This window comes from Candidatus Berkiella aquae (assembly GCF_001431295.2).
GTDB lineage: Bacteria > Pseudomonadota > Gammaproteobacteria > Berkiellales > Berkiellaceae > Berkiella > Berkiella aquae.
In genome coordinates, this window is record NZ_LKAJ02000001.1 from 1,619,575 (window position 1) to 1,640,383 (window position 20,809).

19 protein-coding genes are annotated in these 20,809 nt (G+C 40.5%); 11 read left to right on the plus strand and 8 right to left on the minus strand.

The window, feature by feature from the left end:
- Nucleotides 1-105 precede the first annotated feature (105 nt).
- Nucleotides 106-1,371, plus strand: a complete 1,266-nt coding sequence (locus HT99x_RS07270) for a hypothetical protein (protein WP_075066290.1) — start codon at nucleotides 106-108, stop codon at nucleotides 1,369-1,371.
- On the opposite strand, the gene HT99x_RS07275 is transcribed toward HT99x_RS07270, so the two are convergent.
- From HT99x_RS07275 to HT99x_RS07295, 5 genes are all read right to left on the minus strand, one after another.
- Entirely contained in the window at nucleotides 1,368-2,138 is a 771-nt protein-coding gene (locus tag HT99x_RS07275; protein WP_075066289.1) for a type III pantothenate kinase, read from the minus strand. The genes HT99x_RS07270 and HT99x_RS07275 overlap by 4 nt on opposite strands.
- A 150-nt stretch (nucleotides 2,139-2,288) precedes the next feature.
- Nucleotides 2,289-3,053, minus strand: a complete 765-nt coding sequence (panC, locus tag HT99x_RS07280) for a pantoate--beta-alanine ligase (protein ID WP_075066288.1) — start codon at nucleotides 3,051-3,053, stop codon at nucleotides 2,289-2,291.
- A complete protein-coding gene (gene panB, locus HT99x_RS07285) occupies nucleotides 3,050-3,847 on the minus strand; it encodes a 3-methyl-2-oxobutanoate hydroxymethyltransferase (RefSeq protein WP_075066287.1) in 798 nt (265 codons plus the stop codon). Before panB ends, panC begins: the two co-directional genes overlap by 4 nt.
- Nucleotides 3,844-4,566: a DUF2520 domain-containing protein gene (locus HT99x_RS07290; protein WP_075066286.1), complete on the minus strand. Its 723-nt coding sequence runs from the start codon at nucleotides 4,564-4,566 to the stop codon at nucleotides 3,844-3,846. The genes panB and HT99x_RS07290 overlap by 4 nt, the downstream gene beginning before the upstream one ends.
- Nucleotides 4,567-4,694: 128 nt before the next feature.
- Nucleotides 4,695-5,888: an SEL1-like repeat protein gene (locus HT99x_RS07295; protein ID WP_075066285.1), complete on the minus strand. Its 1,194-nt coding sequence runs from the start codon at nucleotides 5,886-5,888 to the stop codon at nucleotides 4,695-4,697.
- 130 nt (nucleotides 5,889-6,018) lie between these two features.
- Here HT99x_RS07295 and HT99x_RS07300 point away from each other — a divergent pair, with 130 nt between their 5' ends.
- From HT99x_RS07300 to HT99x_RS07310, 3 genes are read left to right on the plus strand one after another with little or no spacing between them, the layout of a single operon-like run.
- Nucleotides 6,019-8,148 (plus strand): SEL1-like repeat protein, encoded by a 2,130-nt coding sequence (locus tag HT99x_RS07300; RefSeq protein ID WP_075066284.1) that lies wholly within the window; start codon nucleotides 6,019-6,021, stop codon nucleotides 8,146-8,148.
- Entirely contained in the window at nucleotides 8,149-8,427 is a 279-nt protein-coding gene (locus HT99x_RS07305) for a hypothetical protein (protein WP_075066283.1), read from the plus strand.
- An 11-nt stretch (nucleotides 8,428-8,438) separates the two neighbouring features.
- On the plus strand, nucleotides 8,439-8,741 hold the full coding sequence (locus HT99x_RS07310; RefSeq protein ID WP_075066282.1) for a hypothetical protein: 303 nt from the start codon (nucleotides 8,439-8,441) through the stop codon (nucleotides 8,739-8,741).
- A gap of 94 nt (nucleotides 8,742-8,835) precedes the next feature.
- Here HT99x_RS07310 and HT99x_RS07315 read toward each other — a convergent pair whose 3' ends face one another.
- A complete protein-coding gene (locus tag HT99x_RS07315; RefSeq protein ID WP_075066281.1) occupies nucleotides 8,836-9,057 on the minus strand; it encodes a hypothetical protein in 222 nt (73 codons plus the stop codon).
- Between the two features lie 472 nt (nucleotides 9,058-9,529).
- Between HT99x_RS07315 and HT99x_RS07320 the strand changes: the two genes are divergently transcribed.
- From HT99x_RS07320 to HT99x_RS07345, 6 genes are all read left to right on the plus strand, one after another.
- Nucleotides 9,530-10,678 (plus strand): hypothetical protein, encoded by a 1,149-nt coding sequence (locus tag HT99x_RS07320; protein WP_075066280.1) that lies wholly within the window; start codon nucleotides 9,530-9,532, stop codon nucleotides 10,676-10,678.
- Between the two features lie 127 nt (nucleotides 10,679-10,805).
- Nucleotides 10,806-11,162, plus strand: coding sequence for a hypothetical protein (locus tag HT99x_RS07325; RefSeq protein ID WP_075066279.1), 357 nt, complete (start codon nucleotides 10,806-10,808; stop codon nucleotides 11,160-11,162).
- Between the two features lie 9 nt (nucleotides 11,163-11,171).
- Entirely contained in the window at nucleotides 11,172-11,555 is a 384-nt protein-coding gene (locus tag HT99x_RS07330) for a Rid family detoxifying hydrolase (RefSeq protein ID WP_075066278.1), read from the plus strand.
- A 256-nt stretch (nucleotides 11,556-11,811) separates the two neighbouring features.
- Nucleotides 11,812-13,191 carry an MFS transporter gene (locus HT99x_RS07335; protein ID WP_075066277.1) on the plus strand — a complete coding sequence of 460 codons (1,380 nt, stop codon included), beginning with the start codon at nucleotides 11,812-11,814 and terminating at the stop codon, nucleotides 13,189-13,191.
- A gap of 108 nt (nucleotides 13,192-13,299) precedes the next feature.
- Nucleotides 13,300-14,346, plus strand: coding sequence for a hypothetical protein (locus HT99x_RS07340; RefSeq protein ID WP_075066276.1), 1,047 nt, complete (start codon nucleotides 13,300-13,302; stop codon nucleotides 14,344-14,346).
- Between the two features lie 104 nt (nucleotides 14,347-14,450).
- Nucleotides 14,451-15,383: a hypothetical protein gene (locus HT99x_RS07345; RefSeq protein ID WP_075066275.1), complete on the plus strand. Its 933-nt coding sequence runs from the start codon at nucleotides 14,451-14,453 to the stop codon at nucleotides 15,381-15,383.
- Here HT99x_RS07345 and HT99x_RS07350 read toward each other — a convergent pair.
- Both HT99x_RS07350 and HT99x_RS07355 read right to left on the minus strand, forming a co-directional pair.
- Nucleotides 15,380-16,810 carry an FAD-binding domain-containing protein gene (locus HT99x_RS07350; protein WP_075066274.1) on the minus strand — a complete coding sequence of 477 codons (1,431 nt, stop codon included), beginning with the start codon at nucleotides 16,808-16,810 and terminating at the stop codon, nucleotides 15,380-15,382. The genes HT99x_RS07345 and HT99x_RS07350 overlap by 4 nt on opposite strands.
- Complete coding sequence (locus tag HT99x_RS07355; RefSeq protein WP_158003381.1) at nucleotides 16,811-17,902, minus strand: tyrosine-type recombinase/integrase; 1,092 nt, start codon at nucleotides 17,900-17,902, stop codon at nucleotides 16,811-16,813.
- Nucleotides 17,903-18,243: 341 nt separating this feature from the next.
- Here HT99x_RS07355 and HT99x_RS07360 point away from each other — a divergent pair, with 341 nt between their 5' ends.
- Nucleotides 18,244-20,805 (plus strand): AAA family ATPase, encoded by a 2,562-nt coding sequence (locus HT99x_RS07360; protein WP_075066272.1) that lies wholly within the window; start codon nucleotides 18,244-18,246, stop codon nucleotides 20,803-20,805.
- The last annotated feature ends 4 nt before the right edge of the window (nucleotides 20,806-20,809 follow it).

The window sequence follows — 20,809 nt, forward strand, 5'->3', positions numbered from 1 at the left end:
AAGACTAAAATCAGATAAACGGAAGGGGGGTGTAGCTTTCCTTCCATATAAAATGTTGCTAATCTAACTTCCTATTTTAATTAAAATTAGTGAGTTGTTTAGCTTATGTCAGGTCAAGGCCCAGTCCACCGTTATCCCCGTACCCCCGAACAAATACAGCAAATTTTAGGAAATTGGCGAATAATTGCAAACAACTTAAATATTAGTGAAGAGGCAATTGCTCACTTTAATCATATTTTTGCTACGGATGATGCCTTTAAAAATTTTGAAAATGATCAGCATACGCTCATTAAAACCTTGAAACGACTTGATCCTCAAGCTATCTCTCTGCGTTTAATTGAATTAAGTGGTGAAGAACAAAATTGGTTCAAAGAAAAAATTGAAAATGAACTTGCGCGTGCGCGTGAAATTGCTTCCATTATCAATCAAATCACGGCGATTACGCAGTTGAGAAGTTTTTTTGAACAAGATCTAGCAGCTTGCCGCGAAGCATTAGCTGTCAGAGCGATTGAAGAAAGAGAAGTGGAAGTTGCTAAGCAATTATTGCTAGATTTAGCAGAAGCATTGCTTGATGCAGAACGTTTAGAAGAGCTAAAACAGTTTGTTGATGCTCATTTATTAAGCATCACTAGCAATCAAGATAAACAAGCCTGGTTAACGGCAAAAACCGAAGCACTTTGCCAAGAAAATAAACAGTATCTTGTGTGGCAATCTTTTGGTTTAACGCTGAATCAAGCAGAATTGTTAACCGCGGTGAATGATAAAATTGATGAAACCGTTGCACCAGAGAAACAGGAATCGGTTAAACGTTGTTTAACCAGAAAAGTGGCGGCCAAAGCAGCGACAGAACAGCGAGACTATTTACTATCGCTTTATCAAGAAGCAGGGGCTTTTCAAACACTGTTAGCGGCTGAACAAGACGCTGCTGTTGCACAAATGAATGTTGAGCGTGTGATAGTCACAAGTCTTCGCCATGTTCATCGCATCACCGACAGTAATGTGATTGCAAAATTTCGCAAAGTCGTAACAAAAGCGGCACCAGATGATTTCATCAAACAACGAGACTTATTTAGAGATTATGATAAGGAAGCAACAGGAGATGCGTTTACGCTTGCTGGGTTTAAAGCTTATGTCAGGAGCAAAGTGCCAGTAGAGCCAATACCAACTGCAGCTATTTCCCTATCGACAGCAGCGCTACCGATGGTAGCTACTGTTGCCACATCGACAACAGCGCTGCCCCCAACGATCGTTGCCACTGGCACGACATCGAATCCTGCAAATGAGCCCATTGTAGTGGAAGAAGATGATGAGCAACCGGTGTTTATTGCAAACACGCATCCCTCACGCAAGAGCAGAGGTCGCAAAGGTTAGTGGTTTTTCAAATAAGCGATACGCAGCCCTTGTAAAACCAGATCGGAAAAAATGGCATCGAAGAGTTGATCGTTCTCAAAAAGTTGCGAGAAACCGCCGGTGCCAACCACAATTGGCGGTGAATCTGGAAACATCTCGAGGCTGATAGCCGCTAAGATTTCCCGTATAGCGCCACGATGACCATAATAGAGTCCTGCTTGGATATTAGCGGTTGTGGTTTGTCCTAAAGCCGTTGTGGTTTTGACAATCCGTACCGGTGGTAAATTAGCGGTATGCTCATTGAGTGCGCGCATTTGCATTTGCAACCCAGGCATAATCGCCCCGCCGAGAAAACTCCCATTGGCTGAAATCACTTCAAAATTGGTCGCTGTGCCCAAATCCACGATAATGATATTTTTTTGCGGGAATAGGTGATGGGCAGCAATAGCATTGGCAATTCGGTCTGCGCCAACTTCCGTTGGATTTTTATACTTAATTTGCAACCCTGTTTTAACGCCCGCTTGCAAAACAAAAGGCTCTTTTGAAAAATATTTAACAAACGCTGAGCGCACGGAATAGTCTAAAGAAGGAACGACAGAGCAGTAAGCCACGGCAGCTATTTGTTCGATTGGGATTTGCATTTCACGTAAATACGTTTTTAAAAATAAACCTAATTCATCCGAGGTGCAGCGATTCGTACTTGGATAGCGAAATTGAAAGGAAAGCTGTTCCCCTTGGAAAATTCCGCCGTAGATATGAGAGTTACCAATATCTAAGCATAAAAGCATTAAGCCTCCTAACAGAACGTCCCTTTTTGGCCACATAAATGAAAAACGCATCTCAAAATGCTCACATACCTTTTATGCTGTGCTTTTTCGACACCTTTTTCATTAAAACTTGTCTCAAAAATGAACGTTCATAGTTGATTTGTAAAACATCTAACTAATTTCAACGTTATCAATTAAGCGTATATTACCAATTTGTACCGCCGCTAATAAACGGTTCTGCCAGATTTCGACATAATCAAACGGGATGTTATGTTGTTGAAGGAAGTCTTTCAGCGAATCGGTGGATTGGCATTGCAACATTCCTTTCGCAAAGCAATCAGCCAGTGTTCGTTCTGCCTCATTTAAACGACGGTTGCGAGAACTCATTGCAAGGGCAGTGGTTTCACGAATGGTTGGGCATGCAATAATTTCAGTTTCAATAAAAAAGGCTTTCACCATTCCCTTTACTAACTGAAGCTGCTGGTAATCTTTTTCACCAAAATAGGCTCGTGTTGCTTTAACCAGTAACAGTAATTTCAAAACAACTGTCAACATGCCGGTAAAATGACCGGGACGACTGACTCCTTCTAATAGATGACTTATCGTGGTTTCATGGACTTGATAGTGATAATCATCAGGATAAAGTTCATCGGCATGGGGGCAAATCACATAATCGATACCTAATGCGGTTGCCATCTTCAAGTCATCTTCTAGGGTACGTGGATATTTTTGCAAATCTTGGGGATCGTTAAATTGGGTTGGATTAACAAAAATACTCAGTACGCTAATGTTATTTTGCACTTTTGCTAAGGAGAGTAAACTGGCATGGCCTTGATGAAGATTCCCCATGGTTGGCACAAAGCCAACCGAGTCATGAGGGTGGAATGTATGACGTAGAGCTTGCCATTTTTCGATAGAATGAATGAGTTCGGTCATACGGAATGCTCGTAACTATGTTCATTAATCGTTGGAAAAGTGCTGCTTTTTACTTCATTATCGTATTGATCTAACGTAGTTTTAATGAGCGAAAATCCTTCCATAAAAGTTTTTAAAAACTTAGGTTTGTGTGTTTGTAGCCCTAACATATCTTGTAACACTAAGACTTGGCCATCGGTATAGGGACCTGCGCCAATGCCAATCGTTGGGATAGTCAGTTCAGCAGAAATTCTTTTAGCAAGCTCATAAGGGATGCATTCTAAGACCAATGAAAAACACCCGGCATCTTGTAACGTGAGGGCTTGCTCTAGAATTCTATCAGCAGCGTCTTGTTGTCTGCCTTGTACTTTAAAACCACCCAAGGAATGAACAGATTGTGGCGTAAGACCAATATGCCCCATGACTGGGATCCCTGATTTGACAATATGGGTAATAATAGAGGCATTGTCATCGGCTCCTTCTAATTTAATGGCATGGCTACCGGCTTTCATCATTTTATCCACGGTTTCCATGGTATCGGTGAGTCCTTTGCGGTAAGAGCAAAACGGCATATCACCAACAATAAATTTTTGCGGAGCGCCTTTAGCCACCGCTTGAATATGTTGAATCATCATATCCACTGTTGCAGGCAAAGTCGTATTGTGACCATGAATCACCATCGCAGCACTATCGCCAACTAGAATGCAATCGACTTTGCTTTGATTGACAATTTGTGCTGACCAATGATCATAACAAACGATCATGCTAATTTTCTGGCTAGATGCTTTCATTTTTCTAAAATCTGTAATATTCATGCTGTTTCTCTTTCCTTAAAATAGTGAAGTACTGCTTGGTAAATAGGTGAAAAATCATCGTTTTGTAGGGCTTGAAGGTGTGCGTCAATGGTTGGCTTGTCACCTCTTACCAACGGCCCCGTTAAACAATTTGTAGGATCAGTCAGGATGTTCTGCATGATCTGTTTAAAATAGGGGATAGCAATAGTATGAGGGATCTGAAAAGTTTCAGTCAGTTCATGAAAAAACTTTTGCCAAACTAAACAAGTAAAATTACCACTGATGACACACAAAGCATGATAAAACGTTTTTAAATCAGCAGAGATCACCTGTGCTTGATTAGGTAAATGAGGCAATAAATCACTGAATAACACCGAATGATCGGTCAGTATAAAGGGAACCGATTGATAGGTTGCTAAATCGTATAATTGATGGGCAAATGTCATTAAAGGATGACAACCAAAGACTTCTGGGATGATTTTTTGACCTGAAAAATGCACCCATATTTGAAGTCTTTCGGGACGTTGCCAACGCGCTACAAAACTTTCTATGGCCGAATCTTTGATGAGTACCACGACATGGCTAGCCCTTAGCAAAGCTTGCTGCAATGAAAATTCATCGTGTTGACGGCGATTCCAGGTGTGAAAAGGAAGATTAAGCAACGATAAATAGTGACAGAAATGACGTGCCATTCGGCCATCGCCGATGACTAAGTAATGTGTGAAGGGTACCTGTCGCATACGATCAAGTCCTTATAGTCTTCGTAGCCATCTACTGTGACTAACGCGGTTAAAATTTATTGTCACTGCCCGAAGGTCAATGCAGGCTTCATGTTAAGCGGATATAAAAAGAAGATCAATCCTATTCTTTACCTGACTAACTGGCTAGCCAGTAATTGTGCACGTTGGATTTGGGCGCCGGTCATTTGATTGCTCAGTAAACGCCTTGCTTCAATGGCGCTATGTAAGTCATTATCGGCAGCAATACTGGCCCAAGCATAAGCATGAATGTAATCACATTCGACCCCTTTACCATTAAAATAAAGGGTAGAAAGATTAAATTGCGCGAGTGCATTGCCTTTCATCGCTGCTTGCTCATACCATCTTGCTGCTAAGGCATAATTTTTAGGAAGACCGAGTCCTTGATTGTAATAAAGGCCAAGTATCGCTTGTGCTTGGGTATGGCCTGATTCTGCTGCGCGGCGATAATAAACCGCGGATTGGCGAAAATCTTGTACTACACCGTGACCATAACGATACATACGACCTAATGTTGTGACAGCTGCCACATCACCTTTAGTCGCCGCTTTTTTTAGCCAGCATAAAGCTTGTGCAAACTGGCGTTGTTGGTAATAGATCCGTCCGAGTAAGGATTGCGCTTCAAGGACATCTTGATCTGCCGCAACCGTGAGCCATTTAATCGCTTCTTTTTCATCGTGAGCAACGCCATTGCCAGCAGCGAGCATCGCACCATATTGATAAGCAGAATGCGCATCACCTTGAAGCGCTCCCAGGTGATACCAATAGGCTGCTTGGGTGAAATTTTGTTCGCAATAGATACCATCAAAGTAAATATCGCCTAATCGGACTTGTGCGGGTAGGTAACCTTGATTGCCGGCTTCGCTATACCAATGGATGGCGTCAGGAATATTGACTGATGTTCCCTGACCATAAAAATAGCGATCACCCAGGCGTGCTTGCGCCAACATATGCCCATTATGGGCGGCTTGCTCATACCAATACCAGGCAGAGCTCATATTGCCAGATTGTTCATCGTCTTGGGCTAACAAGAACATGGCTTCCACTGAGCCAAGGGCTGCAGCACTTTTTAGCCATTCTCGCCCTTCATATTTTTGGGTGGGTAATAGGGCTTCGCCAATGAGAAAATATTTATCGACAGGTTTCAGCCCATGTAAATGAAAAGTGCACCGTTCAAGACGACAGCTATCCACTTTTAAATAATCGGTACAGATTGCTCTATCACAGGGTAAAACCATTAAAGAATCAGCAAACACCTGGGGCGCCATGATGAGCGACAGGATAAGAAGCTGTATTTTTTTCATCCTTGAATAATCCATACAGTGGCGTTTATTTCCATCTATTCCTTAATAAATAGCTCGAACTGCCGATTTTTGCTATTAGCGAAGAAGCCTTTTTATTTATACCATTATCAGTTGCTTATAAGGTGTTATTATGCGAATTTCCAAAAAAGGGTTGCTTTTTATCAATGCACTAATGGTAAGCAGTTCCTTATTTGCGACCAGTAACTCACCGCAGCAAAATCCTGCGACGCCGCCAGCGCCTGCCGCAGAACAACCCGCAGCGCCATCATTGCCCCCCCAGCCAGCAGCAGCTCAGCCAGCAGCAGCTCAGCCAGCAGCAGCTCAGCCAGCAGCAGCTCAGCCAGCAACAGCTTCGCAACCAGCTGCGGCTCAACAATCCGAGGCAACAGCACCTCAGCCTGGCTCTCAAGCACCTAAAACAGGTAACTTTGATAAAACCGATATTTTAGATGTTCAACACGAGGCCAATGCGGATAACCCTGATGCCCAATTTTATTTGGGAATGCTCTATTACGAAGGGCGAATGGTCAATAAGGATATCCCTCGGGCCGTGATGTGGTTTAAAAAAGCAGCGGAAGCGGGTAATGTCGATGCCCAATATAATCTTGGGATCTGCTTCTTAAAGGGAATCGGTATGACGAGCAATAAGAAGCAAGCCGCTATGTGGTTTGAAAGAGCGGCTGAAAAGGGGAATGTGCCGGCAATGTATAATCTAGGGGTGATTTATAACCAAGGGGTTGGCGTTGATAAAAATTTTAAAGTTGCCAATGATTGGTTTGAAAAAGCTTCTGCTAAAGATTATGCGCCAGCAATGTATGCTTTGGGCGTTAACTATAGCAAGGGAGCAGGTTATCCTGTTGATGAAGCCAAAGCCATTGAATTATTTGAAAAGGCGGGAAAACTAAACAATGATTATGCATTATTTGCATTGGGTGTGGCTTATTACAATGGATTAGGCGTACCCAAAGATATCAATAAAGGGCTTGAATATTACGTTAAAGCAGCAGATCTAAATAATATCGAAGCAATTTTCTTTATTGCAGATTCTTATAAGCTGGGTAGAAACGTTAAGCAAGATAACGCTGAGTATGTAAAATGGCTAGAACGAGCTGCAAAATTGGATGACAATAAGGGAATCGTTGCCTTAGCCGTGGCTTATCGAGATGGCGTCGGGGTCCCCGTGAACTACCCCAAAGCGAATGAATTATTGAAAAAAGCGGCGGATAAAAATTATGCTCCCGCTATGTATCAAATAGGAATGGGTTATGAGCATGGTAAGGGATACCCACAAAATAGGCTAAAAGCCTTGGAATGGTTTGAAAAAGCTGCTGCACTGAGTAATGGTGCTGCGCAATTTAAGGTTTATCAGTATTACAATGAAGGTTACGGTACCACCAAGCAACAATCAAAAACACAAGAATTTTTAAAGTCTGCATTAGCGCAAAATGATCCCGAAGCAATGATTTATTTAGGTAATGCTTATTTAAAAGGCGAAAAAGGAATTGAAATGAATCCTAAGAAAGGATGTGAATGGCTACAAAAAGCAGCAGATAACAAAATAAAAGAAAGCTATTATCCCTTGGGAACTTGTTATAAAAGCGGTTTGGGGGGGGAACAAAATTATGCCAAAGCAAGAGATTTATTTATTAAAGCATTAGAAGAAAATGCCGTGGGAAATGTTGCTGAAATTCAATATGAGCTTGGGCATATTTATCTTGATGGGCTGGGCACAGAAGTAAATGATGTTGAAGCCATGAAATGGTTTGATAAATCGGCGGCACAAGGGAATGCCGATGCTCAATATCAACTTGCAATGGCGTATCGCGTGGGCAAGGGGGTCATTAAAGATGAGAAAAAAGCCATTGACTATTTTTCTAAAGCAGCCGAACAAAAGCATTCTGCTGCTGCTTACGAATTGGGCATGATTTATTTGCAAGGTGTCTTGCTCCCTAAAGATGAAAAGCGTGCTGCGGCATTGTTCTCAGAAGCGGCGAATGCGGGCGATCGTGGAGCACAATACCAGCTGGCTTTATGCTATCGTGATGGCAAAGGGGTTGCAGTTGATAAAGCACGAGCTTATGCTTGGCTAAAAGTGGCCTCCATTGGGGGAAGTGCGGAAATTATGGATGCTCGTGATAAGCAATTGGAACGGTTAAGCCCTCAGGAATTAGCTGAGGGGCAACAGTTAGCTGAGAAAATTACACAGACCATTCTTGCTAAAGATTATGATGCAACAGGCAATACGAAAAAAACACCTTAAATGCCACCGATATTAGTGATTATTAACATTCTTGCCATCGTAGTTAGCCTCATCGTGCTATCTGCCGTTTCATGGCGTTTTAGAAAATTATTCGCAATAGGTGCCTTTATTCCATTAGCAATACTCGCTATTATCACCCTCTTTTCCCAGGGCACTGCGGTTGGCATTAAAGAGGTGATCTTTTTTGTTTTACGTGGTGGCCTTATATTTGCAGTTTTTTCTGGATTACTAACTTGCTATTTAGTGTCGCGTCGAAGCCAAGCAACGCGTGATGATTAAGGAGATTGAATATGGCATCAACAGTTGATGAAATCACGATTGAATACGTTGACGGCGGTGTAACCACTATCAAAGAATTAGATAAAGTTGTGCTAACCAAAGGTGCTTGGGCAACGATTATGTTTAAGTATCAAGATTGGGACAAGAAAAAAGAAGTTTACGGTCCTGAAAAGTATAGCATTCGTCGTTATCAGAAGAAGAACAACGAATATCGCGCAAAATCCAAATTCAATATTTCAAGCAGAGATCAAGCACAGCAGATTATTGATGTGTTGACGCGTTGGTCATCAGAAGCACCAGCAGAGGCTAATTGATTCCCTAGATTGCTTCGTCGTAAACTCCTCGCAATGACGCTTAAGTTAATTTGTCATTGCGGGCATAGCGAAGCAATCTAGTCAAAATACAGGGTTAAAACGCCTGGCAGAAAAACTGCGTAAAGTAGTCATCTTGCGCAATGCCTTCGCAGCCTTCGACCCAAAGTTTTCCAACATAATTGGTTGTTTCTCGGGCGATTAAAATCGCATGTGGGATCTCGATGAGCATTAATAAAGTGGTTAAAGAGAATCCGCCACCTACCGCGAGCGTCTGTTCATTTGATAAAGAAAGCATTTCTGTGTTATTTAACTTCATTTTTTTGCATCTTCTGGTTTTTTAAATGGACGCAAATGATACTCATTCTCATGTGTGCTGTAAAGCTTACACGCATCCCTGCGCAAATGATGGCTTTTAAGGAACAACTTTGACTTGAGTTGCGCCTACATGAACAAAGTTTTGATTAAGCCATCCAGTTGTCTTGGGGATCATAGGCGCCCCAAGCCAAATCGCTCATATCCCATGACTGAAGAAGGGGAGCCTTGGCGAGGTAAAGGAGAAAGCTCTATCAGGATTTGTACATAAATGGCTACCAAATTGTGAAGCAAAGATACTCGGTGGGTTGGCTAGCGTGAAGAGTATTGCTGTTGCTACTATTATTTTATTCAGCGTAAACAACTCCTTCTAAAATGACTCTTCGTCACTCTTGAGACTTGGCAGGTAAAAAGATGGTTCCCAAAGCATTTTATGGTATAACCCAATGCTAATTTATCTGTTGATAAGAGAAAAAATGATGATTGGTATGGAAATATTAACCTGGGGCACGGAACAGGGGGGAAATCCCTATTATGCTCCCATTTATCATTATTTATGGGGGGGCGGTAGTGTCGGTCACGCAGCCTTAAAACTCACGTTACCATGCAATCCTGAAAATGCGGCTCTCATTCAGCAATATTGTTGTAATCAAAAAGGAAAAAGCCTTATCCCACACTATCGAATTCAAAATAATTCCTGTTGGGTTGTTTATTTTAGTTGGTGGCCAGGAAGAGAGCTTTCAGAAGAATATCAAGATCGTTTTTCTGCCAATGCTACTTTACATATTAACTATGATGAAAAATGGAAAGACTTTTTTACGAAGACGATGATTTCAAACAGTGGTAAATTAAGATCAATATTCGGTGATACTTTTTATGATTGGATATTCGGCAAACCGGCAGCTATCCCTCAACCTATCGAAGAAATTATTCATCCAACAAGACAAGATCAAGATGCGCAAGCATTAACAGAAATGTTAAAAGCAAAAAGAACGGCTTTACAACATATTCAAAAGAGATTAATCCCTCTCATGGAACGATCAGAAAAGCTATTACGGCTTAATTTTTTGCTTTCATGTCAAGAATCTGCGGAGCCAGAGCGTTGCGCGCAGGTGAGAGGCAGTTTATACCTATTAGAAAATGAAATGCGACCTTTAATGAAAAGGTATAAAGTCTTAGCAAGAGAATATAATGAGTTTTGCCGACAGTATTATCATGATGTGGCGACTGCTGGCTGTGTGCCACAAAGAGTATTTATGTCATATGGTAATGAACTTTCGCCCCTCAAAATGCTAAAAGCGATGCGTGATATCGTTGACGATGGCTTTGATTTTCACAAAATTTTTAATAATTGTTCGACGGTTGTGAGAGAGATTGTTGCTGCAGGATTAAATGACGATACTCATAAGAGAGATTTCTTACCGCATTTTTTTGATACGCCATTAAAAATTTATCGTAGTGCCTGTGATTTGCAAACACAGTTAATAGACACTCGATTAAAGCAGTGTATCGCCAATAAAGCTTTGGTTCCTTACTTTAGAAAACTAGCTAGCGATGAGCAAAATCCCGCCCCGGGATTTCCTGCAATCCCCAATCCAGGGCCAATACTGGGGGCGAGACTCTAAATTTATTATACGCAAGCATTGTTTAAGTCATGCTTCGCATCTTGAAGTGTAATGGGTATATACTCTTCCCATTATTTAGTATTATCTAATAGTTAGCTTTAAAAACTATTATCAGGATCCACGTTAGATGAAAAATAAATCTAAAAGCACAGAAAAAAAAGTTTGGGTTGAAGTTGAGGTCAATAAATACACGGACGGGATCACCGTCTTTCGTGGTCAAATGGCCAAATCCGATCTTGAGGCTTGGACTCGTGGAGAATTAACGGATTGTGCAATCCGTTTAGAAAAAACTTATTGGTTTTTAGATGATGCCGTTTACGTGTTGGGCAAAGGAGAAGATAGTGCGCCTCAATATACAGGCGATACTTATTTGCGAGCGGATACCATTATGTTGATTTTTATGTTGAAGGATAATAGTTTTCCGGAAGTGCATGGCACAAGTACCGATAATATTTTTTCTTTCCCAGGTCGGCAAAAGCAATAGGTATAGGGCATGGTAACAAAACATCGTATTCAAACCGAACAAGCACCCCAGGCAGTTGGTTGTTACTCTCAAGGCATTCGTTCTGGTAATTGGGTTTTTTTATCAGGTCAAATTGGTCTTAATCCACAAACCATGCAAATGGTCGAGGGAGGGATCTTAGCTGAGTTGGAGCAATGTTTGCGTAATTTGAAAGCCGTACTTGCTTCAGTTGGGGGAGATTTTTCTCATATTGTTAAAGTTACTGTCTTCCTAAAAGATTTAGGGAGCTACACGGTTTTAAATGAAATGATGCAGAAATATTTTGCGACTCCTTATCCTGCGCGTTCAGCGGTCGAAGTTTCCAGGTTACCTCGTGATGCTTTAGTCGAAATAGAGGCTATAGCGGTCATTTAAACAACTTTATTGAATCTTAGTGTTGGCTCTTTGGGGGTGTCCGTGATATCTTTTGCGCCATCAAACACTGATAGAAATTTATTTGATTGAGTAACTTAATTTGTAGCCAAATCAACGGTAATTCTATCCTAGCTGAGAATCTTGGCGATTCTCATTGCTGTGTTAAATCCCCTATGCCACATACATACCCGCTTCTATCAATAATTCACGACAATAATAATAATGACCTTACAAAGGAGAATGAATAGTGAGCTGGATGAGCTTGGATTTTTTAAAACCCGCGCCTTATCAGCCTGTAATGAATGATGAAGCCAAAATCAAAGCAGATTATCGATATTGGCGTATGCGCATCTGTTATTCCATCTTTCTTGGTTATGCTTTTTTCTATTTCACACGCAAGAGCTTTACTTTTGCGATGCCTTACATTGGTGCCGATCTGGGTTTCTCCAAATCTGAATTAGGAATGTTAGGTTCCATACTTTATCTCAGTTATGGTGTGAGTAAATTTATTAGTGGCGTGATGTCCGATCGCTCCAATCCCCGCTATTTCATGGCTGTTGGGCTTATTATCACTGGGATTTTAAATATTTTATTTGGTCTTTCTTCTTCGCTTTGGATGTTTGCTATTTTTTGGGGATTGAATGGTTGGTTTCAAGCTTGGGGCTGGCCTGCATGTTGTAAGCAACTTAATTATTGGTTTGCGCAATCTGAGCGAGGTCTTTGGTATAGCATTTGTAGCACTTCTCATAATTTAGGGGGAGCGCTGATTCCTATCATTGCCGTGTTTTGTGCGATTCAATTCGGTTGGCGCTTTGCTATGTTTATCCCTGCGGTGTGTAGCATCTTAATGGGATTTGTCTTGATGAACCGCTTACGCGATGTTCCTCGAACATTAGGTTTACCAACAGTTGAAGAATACCGAAATGAGCCTTTACAAAATATTGAGGAATGCAAGGCAACTAAGCATCCCTTATTGTCAGTTCGTGAAATATTATTTAACCAAGTATTAAACAATAAATATGTTTGGATTTTCTCCCTTTCCTATTTTTTCATCTATGTTGTCAGAACCGCTATTAATGATTGGACATTCTTTTATTTAACTGAAGCCAAGAATATGGATGATTTATTGGCAAGTAGTGGCGTGTTTTGGTTTGAAGTAGGTGGCTTTATTGGTATGATAGCTGCCGGTTGGGGATCTGATTATTTCTGGAAAGGTAACCGTGTGCCAGCAATGGTCGTTTGTGCACTTGGACTTATCTTCTCGTTATTAGCGTTAAAGTATGTTCCTGCCAACCATGTTGTTTTAGATATGACATTGTTAGCCTTAATTGGCGGCTTTGTTTTTGGTCCGCAAATGATTGTTGGTTTAGCTGCTGCCGAATTTGTCGATAAGCGTGCTGCAGCAACGTCTAATGGATTTGCGGGAACGTTAGGTTATTTTGGTGCAGCTGTTGCAGGTTATCCTGTTGGTAAAATGATTGAAGTGTGGGGTTGGCATGGCTTCTTTACAGCAATGCTATTAAGCTCCGCAGTTATCTTCATTATATTATTACCACTTTGGTCAACTAACAGTAATGCAAGAAGACCACAAACTCAAATTGACTGGTCTTCTAAGAGAACCTTAGAAAAAGCTTAGTTTAGAAATAGGCTAAAAAAAGGAGGTTTGGTTCAGAAAATAAATGGAAATTAAACGAATTATGTTTGGTAGTTGCTGTTTCAAGATGTTCGATAAAAGAGGTTGACTATGAAGTTTTATTATGTAAGTACAGTTCCAGTTGAATACAAAAATGACAAAAATGAATTGATTGAAGTCTCCAAAGACGCAATCTACGCTAGCATCTCTGCTAAGGGCACAAAAAAACCGCTGAAATTTGATGGTAATGACAAAGGTAATGCCAATGTATTTGTTAGCGAAGAAGAAGCAAATGAATGGGCAGCATACGGCGTTGACGCTAAAGATAAAGCGCAACACGCTGTTTTGACATTAGATAGCAAGCTCGAATCAATTGAAGGTTTAAATAAACCTAAAAAGAGTCTTGTTATTGAAGGTGATAAAAAATCCAAGAAGACAATGGAAGTTTACACCGTTCCTGCTAATCAATTCACATTGATTAACGCTTCTTTCAAATATGCTGATGATAAAGCGCAAGATGTCAGCTTTGTAGACGCTCCTGCTAACTCAAAAGAAGTTACAGCTGAAACTTCAAGCTCTTTCGTTAACGGTTTGAAACGAATTGCTGCGCCTGTTGTTACTGCTGCTGCTGTTGGTACCGGTTTCTGGTATGCGGGCGGCGTTCCTGCTGCTGTAGCTGCTTTAGCTAAATTAGGTTTAGCATTACCAGCTGCTTCATTAGCAACACAAATTGCAATTCCTGCCGTTGTTGGTTTAGCTACCTATGCAGTTGGCCTTGCAGCTTGGACGATTGGTAAAGCAGCGGTTAACGGTATTTCTTCTGCTTGGAAGAAATTTAACCGTACCAACAAAGAAAAATATACTGATGATTTAACTGCTGAAGTTGAAGCAATCAAATCTTTAGAAAAGCAGCTTGAATTGAAAGAAGACAGCTCTTTTGTTGTTAGACTTGATAAACTTCTATCCGATGCGCCTGAAGCTAAATTCGACGAAAAAGGCGTATTTGCTAAAGATGAACCCAAGAAAGACGGCGATAAACTCGCTTTAGCTCAATGGGAACACAAGCAATTAGAAGCGGTTAAAGCAGCTAAAGCTGAAGATCGTCAAAAATTGATGGACGAAATGCGCAATGGGCCAAAGCCAGCTCCTAAGCCTTAATTGTCATTTTTCTTGAACTAGTTAAAACCCTGCTATTGATGGATATTGGTAGCAGGGTTTTTTTTTAAGCGGCTAATATTTTATTCATTATGAAAGGTGCGGTTATGACAGAATATTTTTTAGTTAATAAAGACATCAAAATGAAGGGCAAAGAAGGTTGGTTGGAAGTAACATCAAAACAACTGGAATCTGCTGCAAGAACAAAAAAGAAACATATTTCGGTTGTTAAAAATATTGATGATGCAAAAGTAATAGCGCTAGACAATGACCATGAAACCCGTTTTTTCCCTATTTATAGAGTGGAAATCGATGAAAGCATTACAGGTGGAGAAGCGGTTATTACATTGTCGACAGACGAAGAGATCGAAGCGCTTGAATTTGCGACAGATGATCTTAAGGTCACCGATGCCTATTTAGATCACATTGATGAGTCTTATAAAAATGTTTCATTAGCGCCAAGAAGCGAAAAAGCGAATGATGACAATAAGAAAGAGCAAGAAAGCAAAGCAGAAGAAAAAGCGACACCGGTAAAAAGCCGATTCAGTCAATATATTCCTAGTGCAAAAAATGCGGTTAAAAATGGTTTGCCATTAGCATCAACAGGGGCTGCTTTGTATGTTGGCGCACCCGCGATTGCTTCTACTTTGTTAACCGCAGGGATTACTGTGCCAGCTGCTTTGATGGCCAGCCCCTTTATTTTGCCAGTCGCAATTGGGGTTGCTGCGCGTCTTGCTGTTGAAGTACCTGAATTAGCATTAAAACTAGGTCAAGCCATTGTTAATGGCGGTAGTAAAGTAATCGATGCTGCGAAATCACGTTGGGCAAAAAAACCTGAAGTGAAAGCAGATCAAAAAGATAAAGAGAGCATCAAAGCATTAACTTCACACTTAAGTTCAACTGCGAAGGAATCAATAGAAGTAGCAACAGGAAAAACCTTGTTGTCAGCTTTCAATCTGCACTCTACACCGGCTGCTACAGCCCTAGTTAAACCTGAACTTACTCATAATCATAAAGCAAGAAACACCCCATGTTTCTAAGGTGTTTGCTTGATTGTCTGATATGCCGCTAAAGCTCGTTCTCGGGCTTTAGTGTGCTCTATGATGGGGAGTGGGTAGGTTTTACCTAACTGCACCCCAGCTTTGGTCAAAATATCTTCAGGGGCATCCCAGGGGGCATGAAGATATGGAATAGGTAGCTTGGCTATTTCTGGAACCCATTTCTTTACATAGTCACCGTTAGGATCGAATTTTTCGCCTTGAAGTACGGGATTAAAAATCCGAAAATAGGGCGCAGCATCGGCACCACTTCCTGCAACCCATTGCCATGATGCAGCATTATTCGCTAAATCTGCATCGACTAAGGTATCCCAAAACCACTTTTCACCCTCTTGCCAGGGTTGTAATAAATGTTTAATTAAAAAAGAAGCAACCACCATACGAACACGGTTATGCATCCAACCGGTATGCCATAATTCGCGCATTCCGGCATCAATAATAGGGTAACCGGTTTGTCCTTGTTGCCACTGTTTCAATAAGGTTTTGCTTTTTTTCCAAGGAAAATCCTTAAAATAAGCTTTAAACGGAGATGAAGGTAAATCTGGAAAATGATACAGCAGATGATAAGAAAACTCGCGCCAAGCAATTTCAGATAGAAAACAGGTTTGCTCAGATTGAGGTGCTTGGCAACTTTGTGTGGCGTGCCAGATCTGGACTGGGCTGATTTCGCCAAAATGTAAGTGGGGTGATAAACGAGAGGTCTGTTTGAGATCAGGGCGATTGCGCTGCGTTTTATAATCATTTAAAGCATTTTTTAGAAAATGTGCCAAATGATTTTTGGCCCCTGTTTCACCTGGTTGCCATAACTTGGCCATTTCCTCATACCAATGAATTGTCGGGAGTGGTATGCAGTCTGCAATCGTTGAATCCGATGAATAAGATAAAGACTCAAATTTTTTGGGAAGAGGCAAAATATCGCGTATTGGCAGTTTCTGTAAATTACGCCAAAAGGGGGTAAATACTTTAAACGGTTGCTTCGTTTTATTTAACGATTCCCATGGCTCTTTCAAAAGAGCACAATTAAAGCTTTTAATGGTGATATTCTGCTTCGTTAACATGGCCTTAATTTCCGTGTCGCGTTTAATTGTGTAAGGCTCATAACAGCGATCCCAGAAAACATGCTCGGCCTGTGTTTGCTGACACAAGGTTTGTAAAATTATAAGCGGAGAGCCTTGGTAAATCAGAAGTGGTGCTTGATATTTTTTCGCCAGAGCTGATTCAAAGCTTAATAGACTTTCATGGAGCCACCAACGACTCGCTTCGCCGGCTTGCCAAGGATGAGAGGTATTATCATCGATATAAATTAATACTAATGGAGCCCCAAGGGTAGCTGCAGCATGTAATACTGGATTATCGTGCAAGCGTAAATTTTGTCTAAACCAGACAATAATAGGAGATTTTGTCGTCATTTAATCTTCTTCTTGTAAACTTAAGCCTTGAGCAGAATCTAATAAATCATTGGTTGCGATATGAACGTATATCATAGTGGTAGAAATATCGGAATGTCCCATGAGGGTTTTGACTTTTTCAATAGGACAGCCGGATTTTACCAGGTAGGTACCATAAGAATGCCTGAGCCAGTGAGCTGAAGCTTTTCTTAATTTTGAGGCACGTCTTAAATGTTTAGGGCCCTCTTCGATCTCTTGATTGGCTAAAGTCTCATAACGTCTGGCGCCTGCTTCAAAGGTCCATTTTAGGATCTGATCGATACGTCGTTGTTTGATGGGATTTAATTTATCTTGCATGGGAATAAGGGGCATTTTTTCATTAAAAGCAGGTAAACCAGGACAATCAATGGCTTTTCTAAACTCTGTTAATGCATCTAAATATTCATCGACCACTACGATATTGCGTGGTTTTTCGCCTTTGCCGATAACTTTAAGATACCATGCGCCCTCAATTAGGGTAAAATCGCCCATACGATGATTGGTAAGCTCTGATAAACGTAACCCCGTATAAAAGAGCGTATGAATAATATATTTTGCTCGAATGATTGAAAAGGCATCGGCTTGCGGCTCTGTCATTTCAGATAAGGCTTCAAGCACCGTATTGATTTCTGTCTTCTCAAGCCAGCGCTCAATCGTTTGTGGCTGTGTTCTTTTTTTGCGTCGTTTATTGACGCTTAAAGGATTCCCTTTAAGATATTGAGTTTGAACGAGGTAGTTAAAAAAACTATCTAAAATGCTCATGGTTTTTTTGATAGAAGTAGGGCTTAACTCACTGGCAAAAGGACGCCAATCGGGATTCACTTCTCCGCTTTTTAAGCGCTTGGAACGTTTATTGCCACACCATAATGCTTTAGGCTCTGGCAACATCAAAAATTGTTGATAAGCCGTAATATCATCGGAGGTAATATCGGAAATGGATATTTTTTGCACATGAGCACACCATAACACCAAACGTTCTAATTCTTTTAAATAGGTTTGATAAGTGAGAGACGTATTTTGATAACCCATTAAAAAAGAACGCAATGCTTCAGCATCGCTAGATGCTTTAAGCATATTAGGACCTTTATTGTGATTATATCCAGGCGTGTCGCTTAAAGTCTGGATTAAATTTGCAAAATCAAATGAGTCGTTTGACTCAAATATTGGTCTGATAAAGCCCTGCATCATTTATACCATTATCAAATTAATTTTTTATATCCTATAAAATAGTATATGAGTAACGCTTATATTTACAGCTTAGCAAGAAAGGAATCGCGGACGATACAGTCTATAAGTAGACCCATGCAGAAATTTTTTACCTCTCCCAAGGGGAAGGGTGTAAGAGAAATAAGCAAAGAGGTATAAGAGAGATAAATGCAGCCAACACAGCTCAAATTTAAAATGGAAAAAGTATAATGTTTTTTACGACTGTACTATTCGCGTTGCTCCTAGCAGGATTGCTGTTTTTTTGTAAAAGACATTTCTTTAAATCAAGCGATGAACAAAAATTTTCAACGCAAGAAATCATTTTAACGTTAGTTGTAAGTTTTGCCTTTGTTGGGGCTTATCAACTGATTCAATTTAGCGTAGCACCGCAAGGGCAAACAACCCAAGGCTCTCAAACCGTTTATACCAAGCAATCCTATCTTGATCCTGAACAACAATTTAAAATAGGTAAAGCCTTCTATTTAGGTGAAAATTTACCAAAGGACAATTTACAGGCTTTAAATTGGTTTTTACTGGCAGCGCAACAAGGACATAAAGATTCCGAGAAATTCATTCGCATGCTGGGCTATGAAATTGAGAAAAAGCCTACAGATGAATCATACCAAGAAACTAAAAATAATTTATCGGTCGATGTTATTCCTGCCAATAAGATCAAAACCAAACTCAGCGATATTGCTGGCATGAGCCAAGCTAAACCTGAAATAGAAAAATATCTCGGTTTTATGAAAAACAGCGATAAGTTTACTAAATTGGGCGCGATTCCTCCCAAGGGGATCTTAATTTATGGCCCGCCAGGAACAGGCAAAACCTTATTAGCAAGAGCGATTGCAGGAGAGGCCAATCGAACGTTTATTTCAGTTTCAGGATCCGCTTTTGAAGAAATGTTTGTCGGTAAGGGCGCTGCAAGAGTGCGGGAGCTTTTTGAACTGGCTCGAAAAAACAAGCCTGCAATCATTTTTATTGATGAAATTGATGCTTTAGCACCTGCGCGCAATACGCCTGAAATTTCACCTAGCCACATTCAAACTTTAAATCAGTTGCTTTCAGAGATGCAAAATCTAGACGAGGAAAAAAATGCGGATATTGCGGTATTAGCAGCCACAAATCGCATTGAAGCCTTAGATCCTGCCATTTTGCGCCCTGGTCGCTTTGATTGGCAAATAGAAATGAAACTGCCATTGGATGATGATCGCAAAGCTATCTTTGAACAAGCGCTTAAAAAAATTGTCGTCAGTAATGATTTAAATATTGGAAATCTAGTCATACAAAGTGCAGGATTTACCGGGGCTGATATTGTCAATTTAGTGAATGAAGCGGCTATTTTTGCTGCAGAAAATAACAAGTCTGCGGTTGATAACGAATCGTTTGATTTAGCATTCAAAAAAGTCTCAACTTATGAAAAAGATGCTAATCCACAATTTTCTGCCAAAGTTTTAGCAAGTAGCCAACTTAAAACTAATTTATCTGAAATTGGTGGCATGAATGAAGCCAAACGCGAAGTGGCAGAAGTCGTTGATTTTCTGAAAGATCCCAAAAAATTTACTCGACTTGGGGCAAAACCTCCTAATGGGATCTTAATGTATGGACCTCCGGGTACTGGTAAAACCTTAATGGCAAGAGCAATTGCTGGAGAAGCCAAAGCGAATTTTATTGCGGTATCCGGTGCTGATTTTGATGAACGTTATGTTGGGGTTGGGGCAGCAAGAGTCAAAGAACTGTTTAAATTGGCTCGAAAATATAAGCCTTGCATTGTGTTCATCGATGAAATTGATGCCTTAGCTCCTCAGCGCACGGGGGGAGGGGATGCCTCAGGGCGAGACCAGACAATCAATCAGTTTTTAAATGAAATGGATAATATTCAAAATAACATTAATGAAGGGATTATCTTTATTGGAGCAACAAATCGATTAGATATTATTGATAGTGCATTGTTGCGTCCAGGACGCTTTGATCGCAAAGTTTTCTTTAGACTGCCCACTATTGAAGAAAGAGCTTCGATTCTTCAGTCGCATTTGCAAAATATTGTTCTTGCACCTGATGTTGAGGTAAAGACCTTAGCAAAGATGACGATTGGTTTTTCAGGGGCTGAACTTGCTAATTTAGTAAATGAAGCAGCAATCGATGCCACTCGAAATAATAAGAAATCAGTCGATATGGCTTCTTTTGAAGAGGCTAATGATAAGCTGGCATTAGGCGTAAAACAAGACAGCCTGTCTTATAGTGAGGAAGACAAAAAACGCACGGCTTATCATGAAGCAGGGCATGCTTTAGTTGGTTTATTACATCCGAATCATCCTAGAATGTTACATAAATTAACGATTGGTTTAAGAGATTACTCATTGGGTGTAACCCATTTTCAGCCGCAATCTGAGGAATATTCACTCACCAAAAAAGAACTTGAAGCGGTTATTGCCACATCCTTTGGTGGTTATGTTGCTGAAGAATTGATTTATGGTAAAGATAATATTAGCGTGGGTGCCTCAAGCGACTTAAAAAATGCCAATCGTATTGCAAGAGATATGGTAAGTAAATATGGCATGGCAGATAAACAAGTCCTGATTGTCAATGATGTTTTTCATGATGAGGGACTGTTTCAAGCAAGTGCGGAAGAAATCATGAATCGCGATTATAAAGAAGCAAAAGCGATTCTTGAAAAGAATATGGATAAACTCCATTTGCTTGCAAAAACGTTATTAGAAAAAGAAACATTAAGCTACGATGAAATTGTGAAATTATTGAATTTAAAATGATAGA

Coding starts and splice junctions, on each gene's coding strand:
- HT99x_RS07270 (WP_075066290.1), top strand. CDS start 106: ATGTCAGGTCAAGGCCCAGTCCACCGTTATCCCCGTACCCCCGAACAA.
- HT99x_RS07275 (WP_075066289.1), bottom strand. CDS start 2,138: ATGCTTTTATGCTTAGATATTGGTAACTCTCATATCTACGGCGGAATT.
- panC (WP_075066288.1), bottom strand. CDS start 3,053: ATGACCGAACTCATTCATTCTATCGAAAAATGGCAAGCTCTACGTCAT.
- panB (WP_075066287.1), bottom strand. CDS start 3,847: ATGAATATTACAGATTTTAGAAAAATGAAAGCATCTAGCCAGAAAATT.
- HT99x_RS07290 (WP_075066286.1), bottom strand. CDS start 4,566: ATGCGACAGGTACCCTTCACACATTACTTAGTCATCGGCGATGGCCGA.
- HT99x_RS07295 (WP_075066285.1), bottom strand. CDS start 5,888: ATGAAAAAAATACAGCTTCTTATCCTGTCGCTCATCATGGCGCCCCAG.
- HT99x_RS07300 (WP_075066284.1), top strand. CDS start 6,019: ATGCGAATTTCCAAAAAAGGGTTGCTTTTTATCAATGCACTAATGGTA.
- HT99x_RS07305 (WP_075066283.1), top strand. CDS start 8,149: ATGCCACCGATATTAGTGATTATTAACATTCTTGCCATCGTAGTTAGC.
- HT99x_RS07310 (WP_075066282.1), top strand. CDS start 8,439: ATGGCATCAACAGTTGATGAAATCACGATTGAATACGTTGACGGCGGT.
- HT99x_RS07315 (WP_075066281.1), bottom strand. CDS start 9,057: ATGAAGTTAAATAACACAGAAATGCTTTCTTTATCAAATGAACAGACG.
- HT99x_RS07320 (WP_075066280.1), top strand. CDS start 9,530: ATGATGATTGGTATGGAAATATTAACCTGGGGCACGGAACAGGGGGGA.
- HT99x_RS07325 (WP_075066279.1), top strand. CDS start 10,806: ATGAAAAATAAATCTAAAAGCACAGAAAAAAAAGTTTGGGTTGAAGTT.
- HT99x_RS07330 (WP_075066278.1), top strand. CDS start 11,172: ATGGTAACAAAACATCGTATTCAAACCGAACAAGCACCCCAGGCAGTT.
- HT99x_RS07335 (WP_075066277.1), top strand. CDS start 11,812: ATGAGCTTGGATTTTTTAAAACCCGCGCCTTATCAGCCTGTAATGAAT.
- HT99x_RS07340 (WP_075066276.1), top strand. CDS start 13,300: ATGAAGTTTTATTATGTAAGTACAGTTCCAGTTGAATACAAAAATGAC.
- HT99x_RS07345 (WP_075066275.1), top strand. CDS start 14,451: ATGACAGAATATTTTTTAGTTAATAAAGACATCAAAATGAAGGGCAAA.
- HT99x_RS07350 (WP_075066274.1), bottom strand. CDS start 16,810: ATGACGACAAAATCTCCTATTATTGTCTGGTTTAGACAAAATTTACGC.
- HT99x_RS07355 (WP_158003381.1), bottom strand. CDS start 17,902: ATGCTTAAAGCATCTAGCGATGCTGAAGCATTGCGTTCTTTTTTAATG.
- HT99x_RS07360 (WP_075066272.1), top strand. CDS start 18,244: ATGTTTTTTACGACTGTACTATTCGCGTTGCTCCTAGCAGGATTGCTG.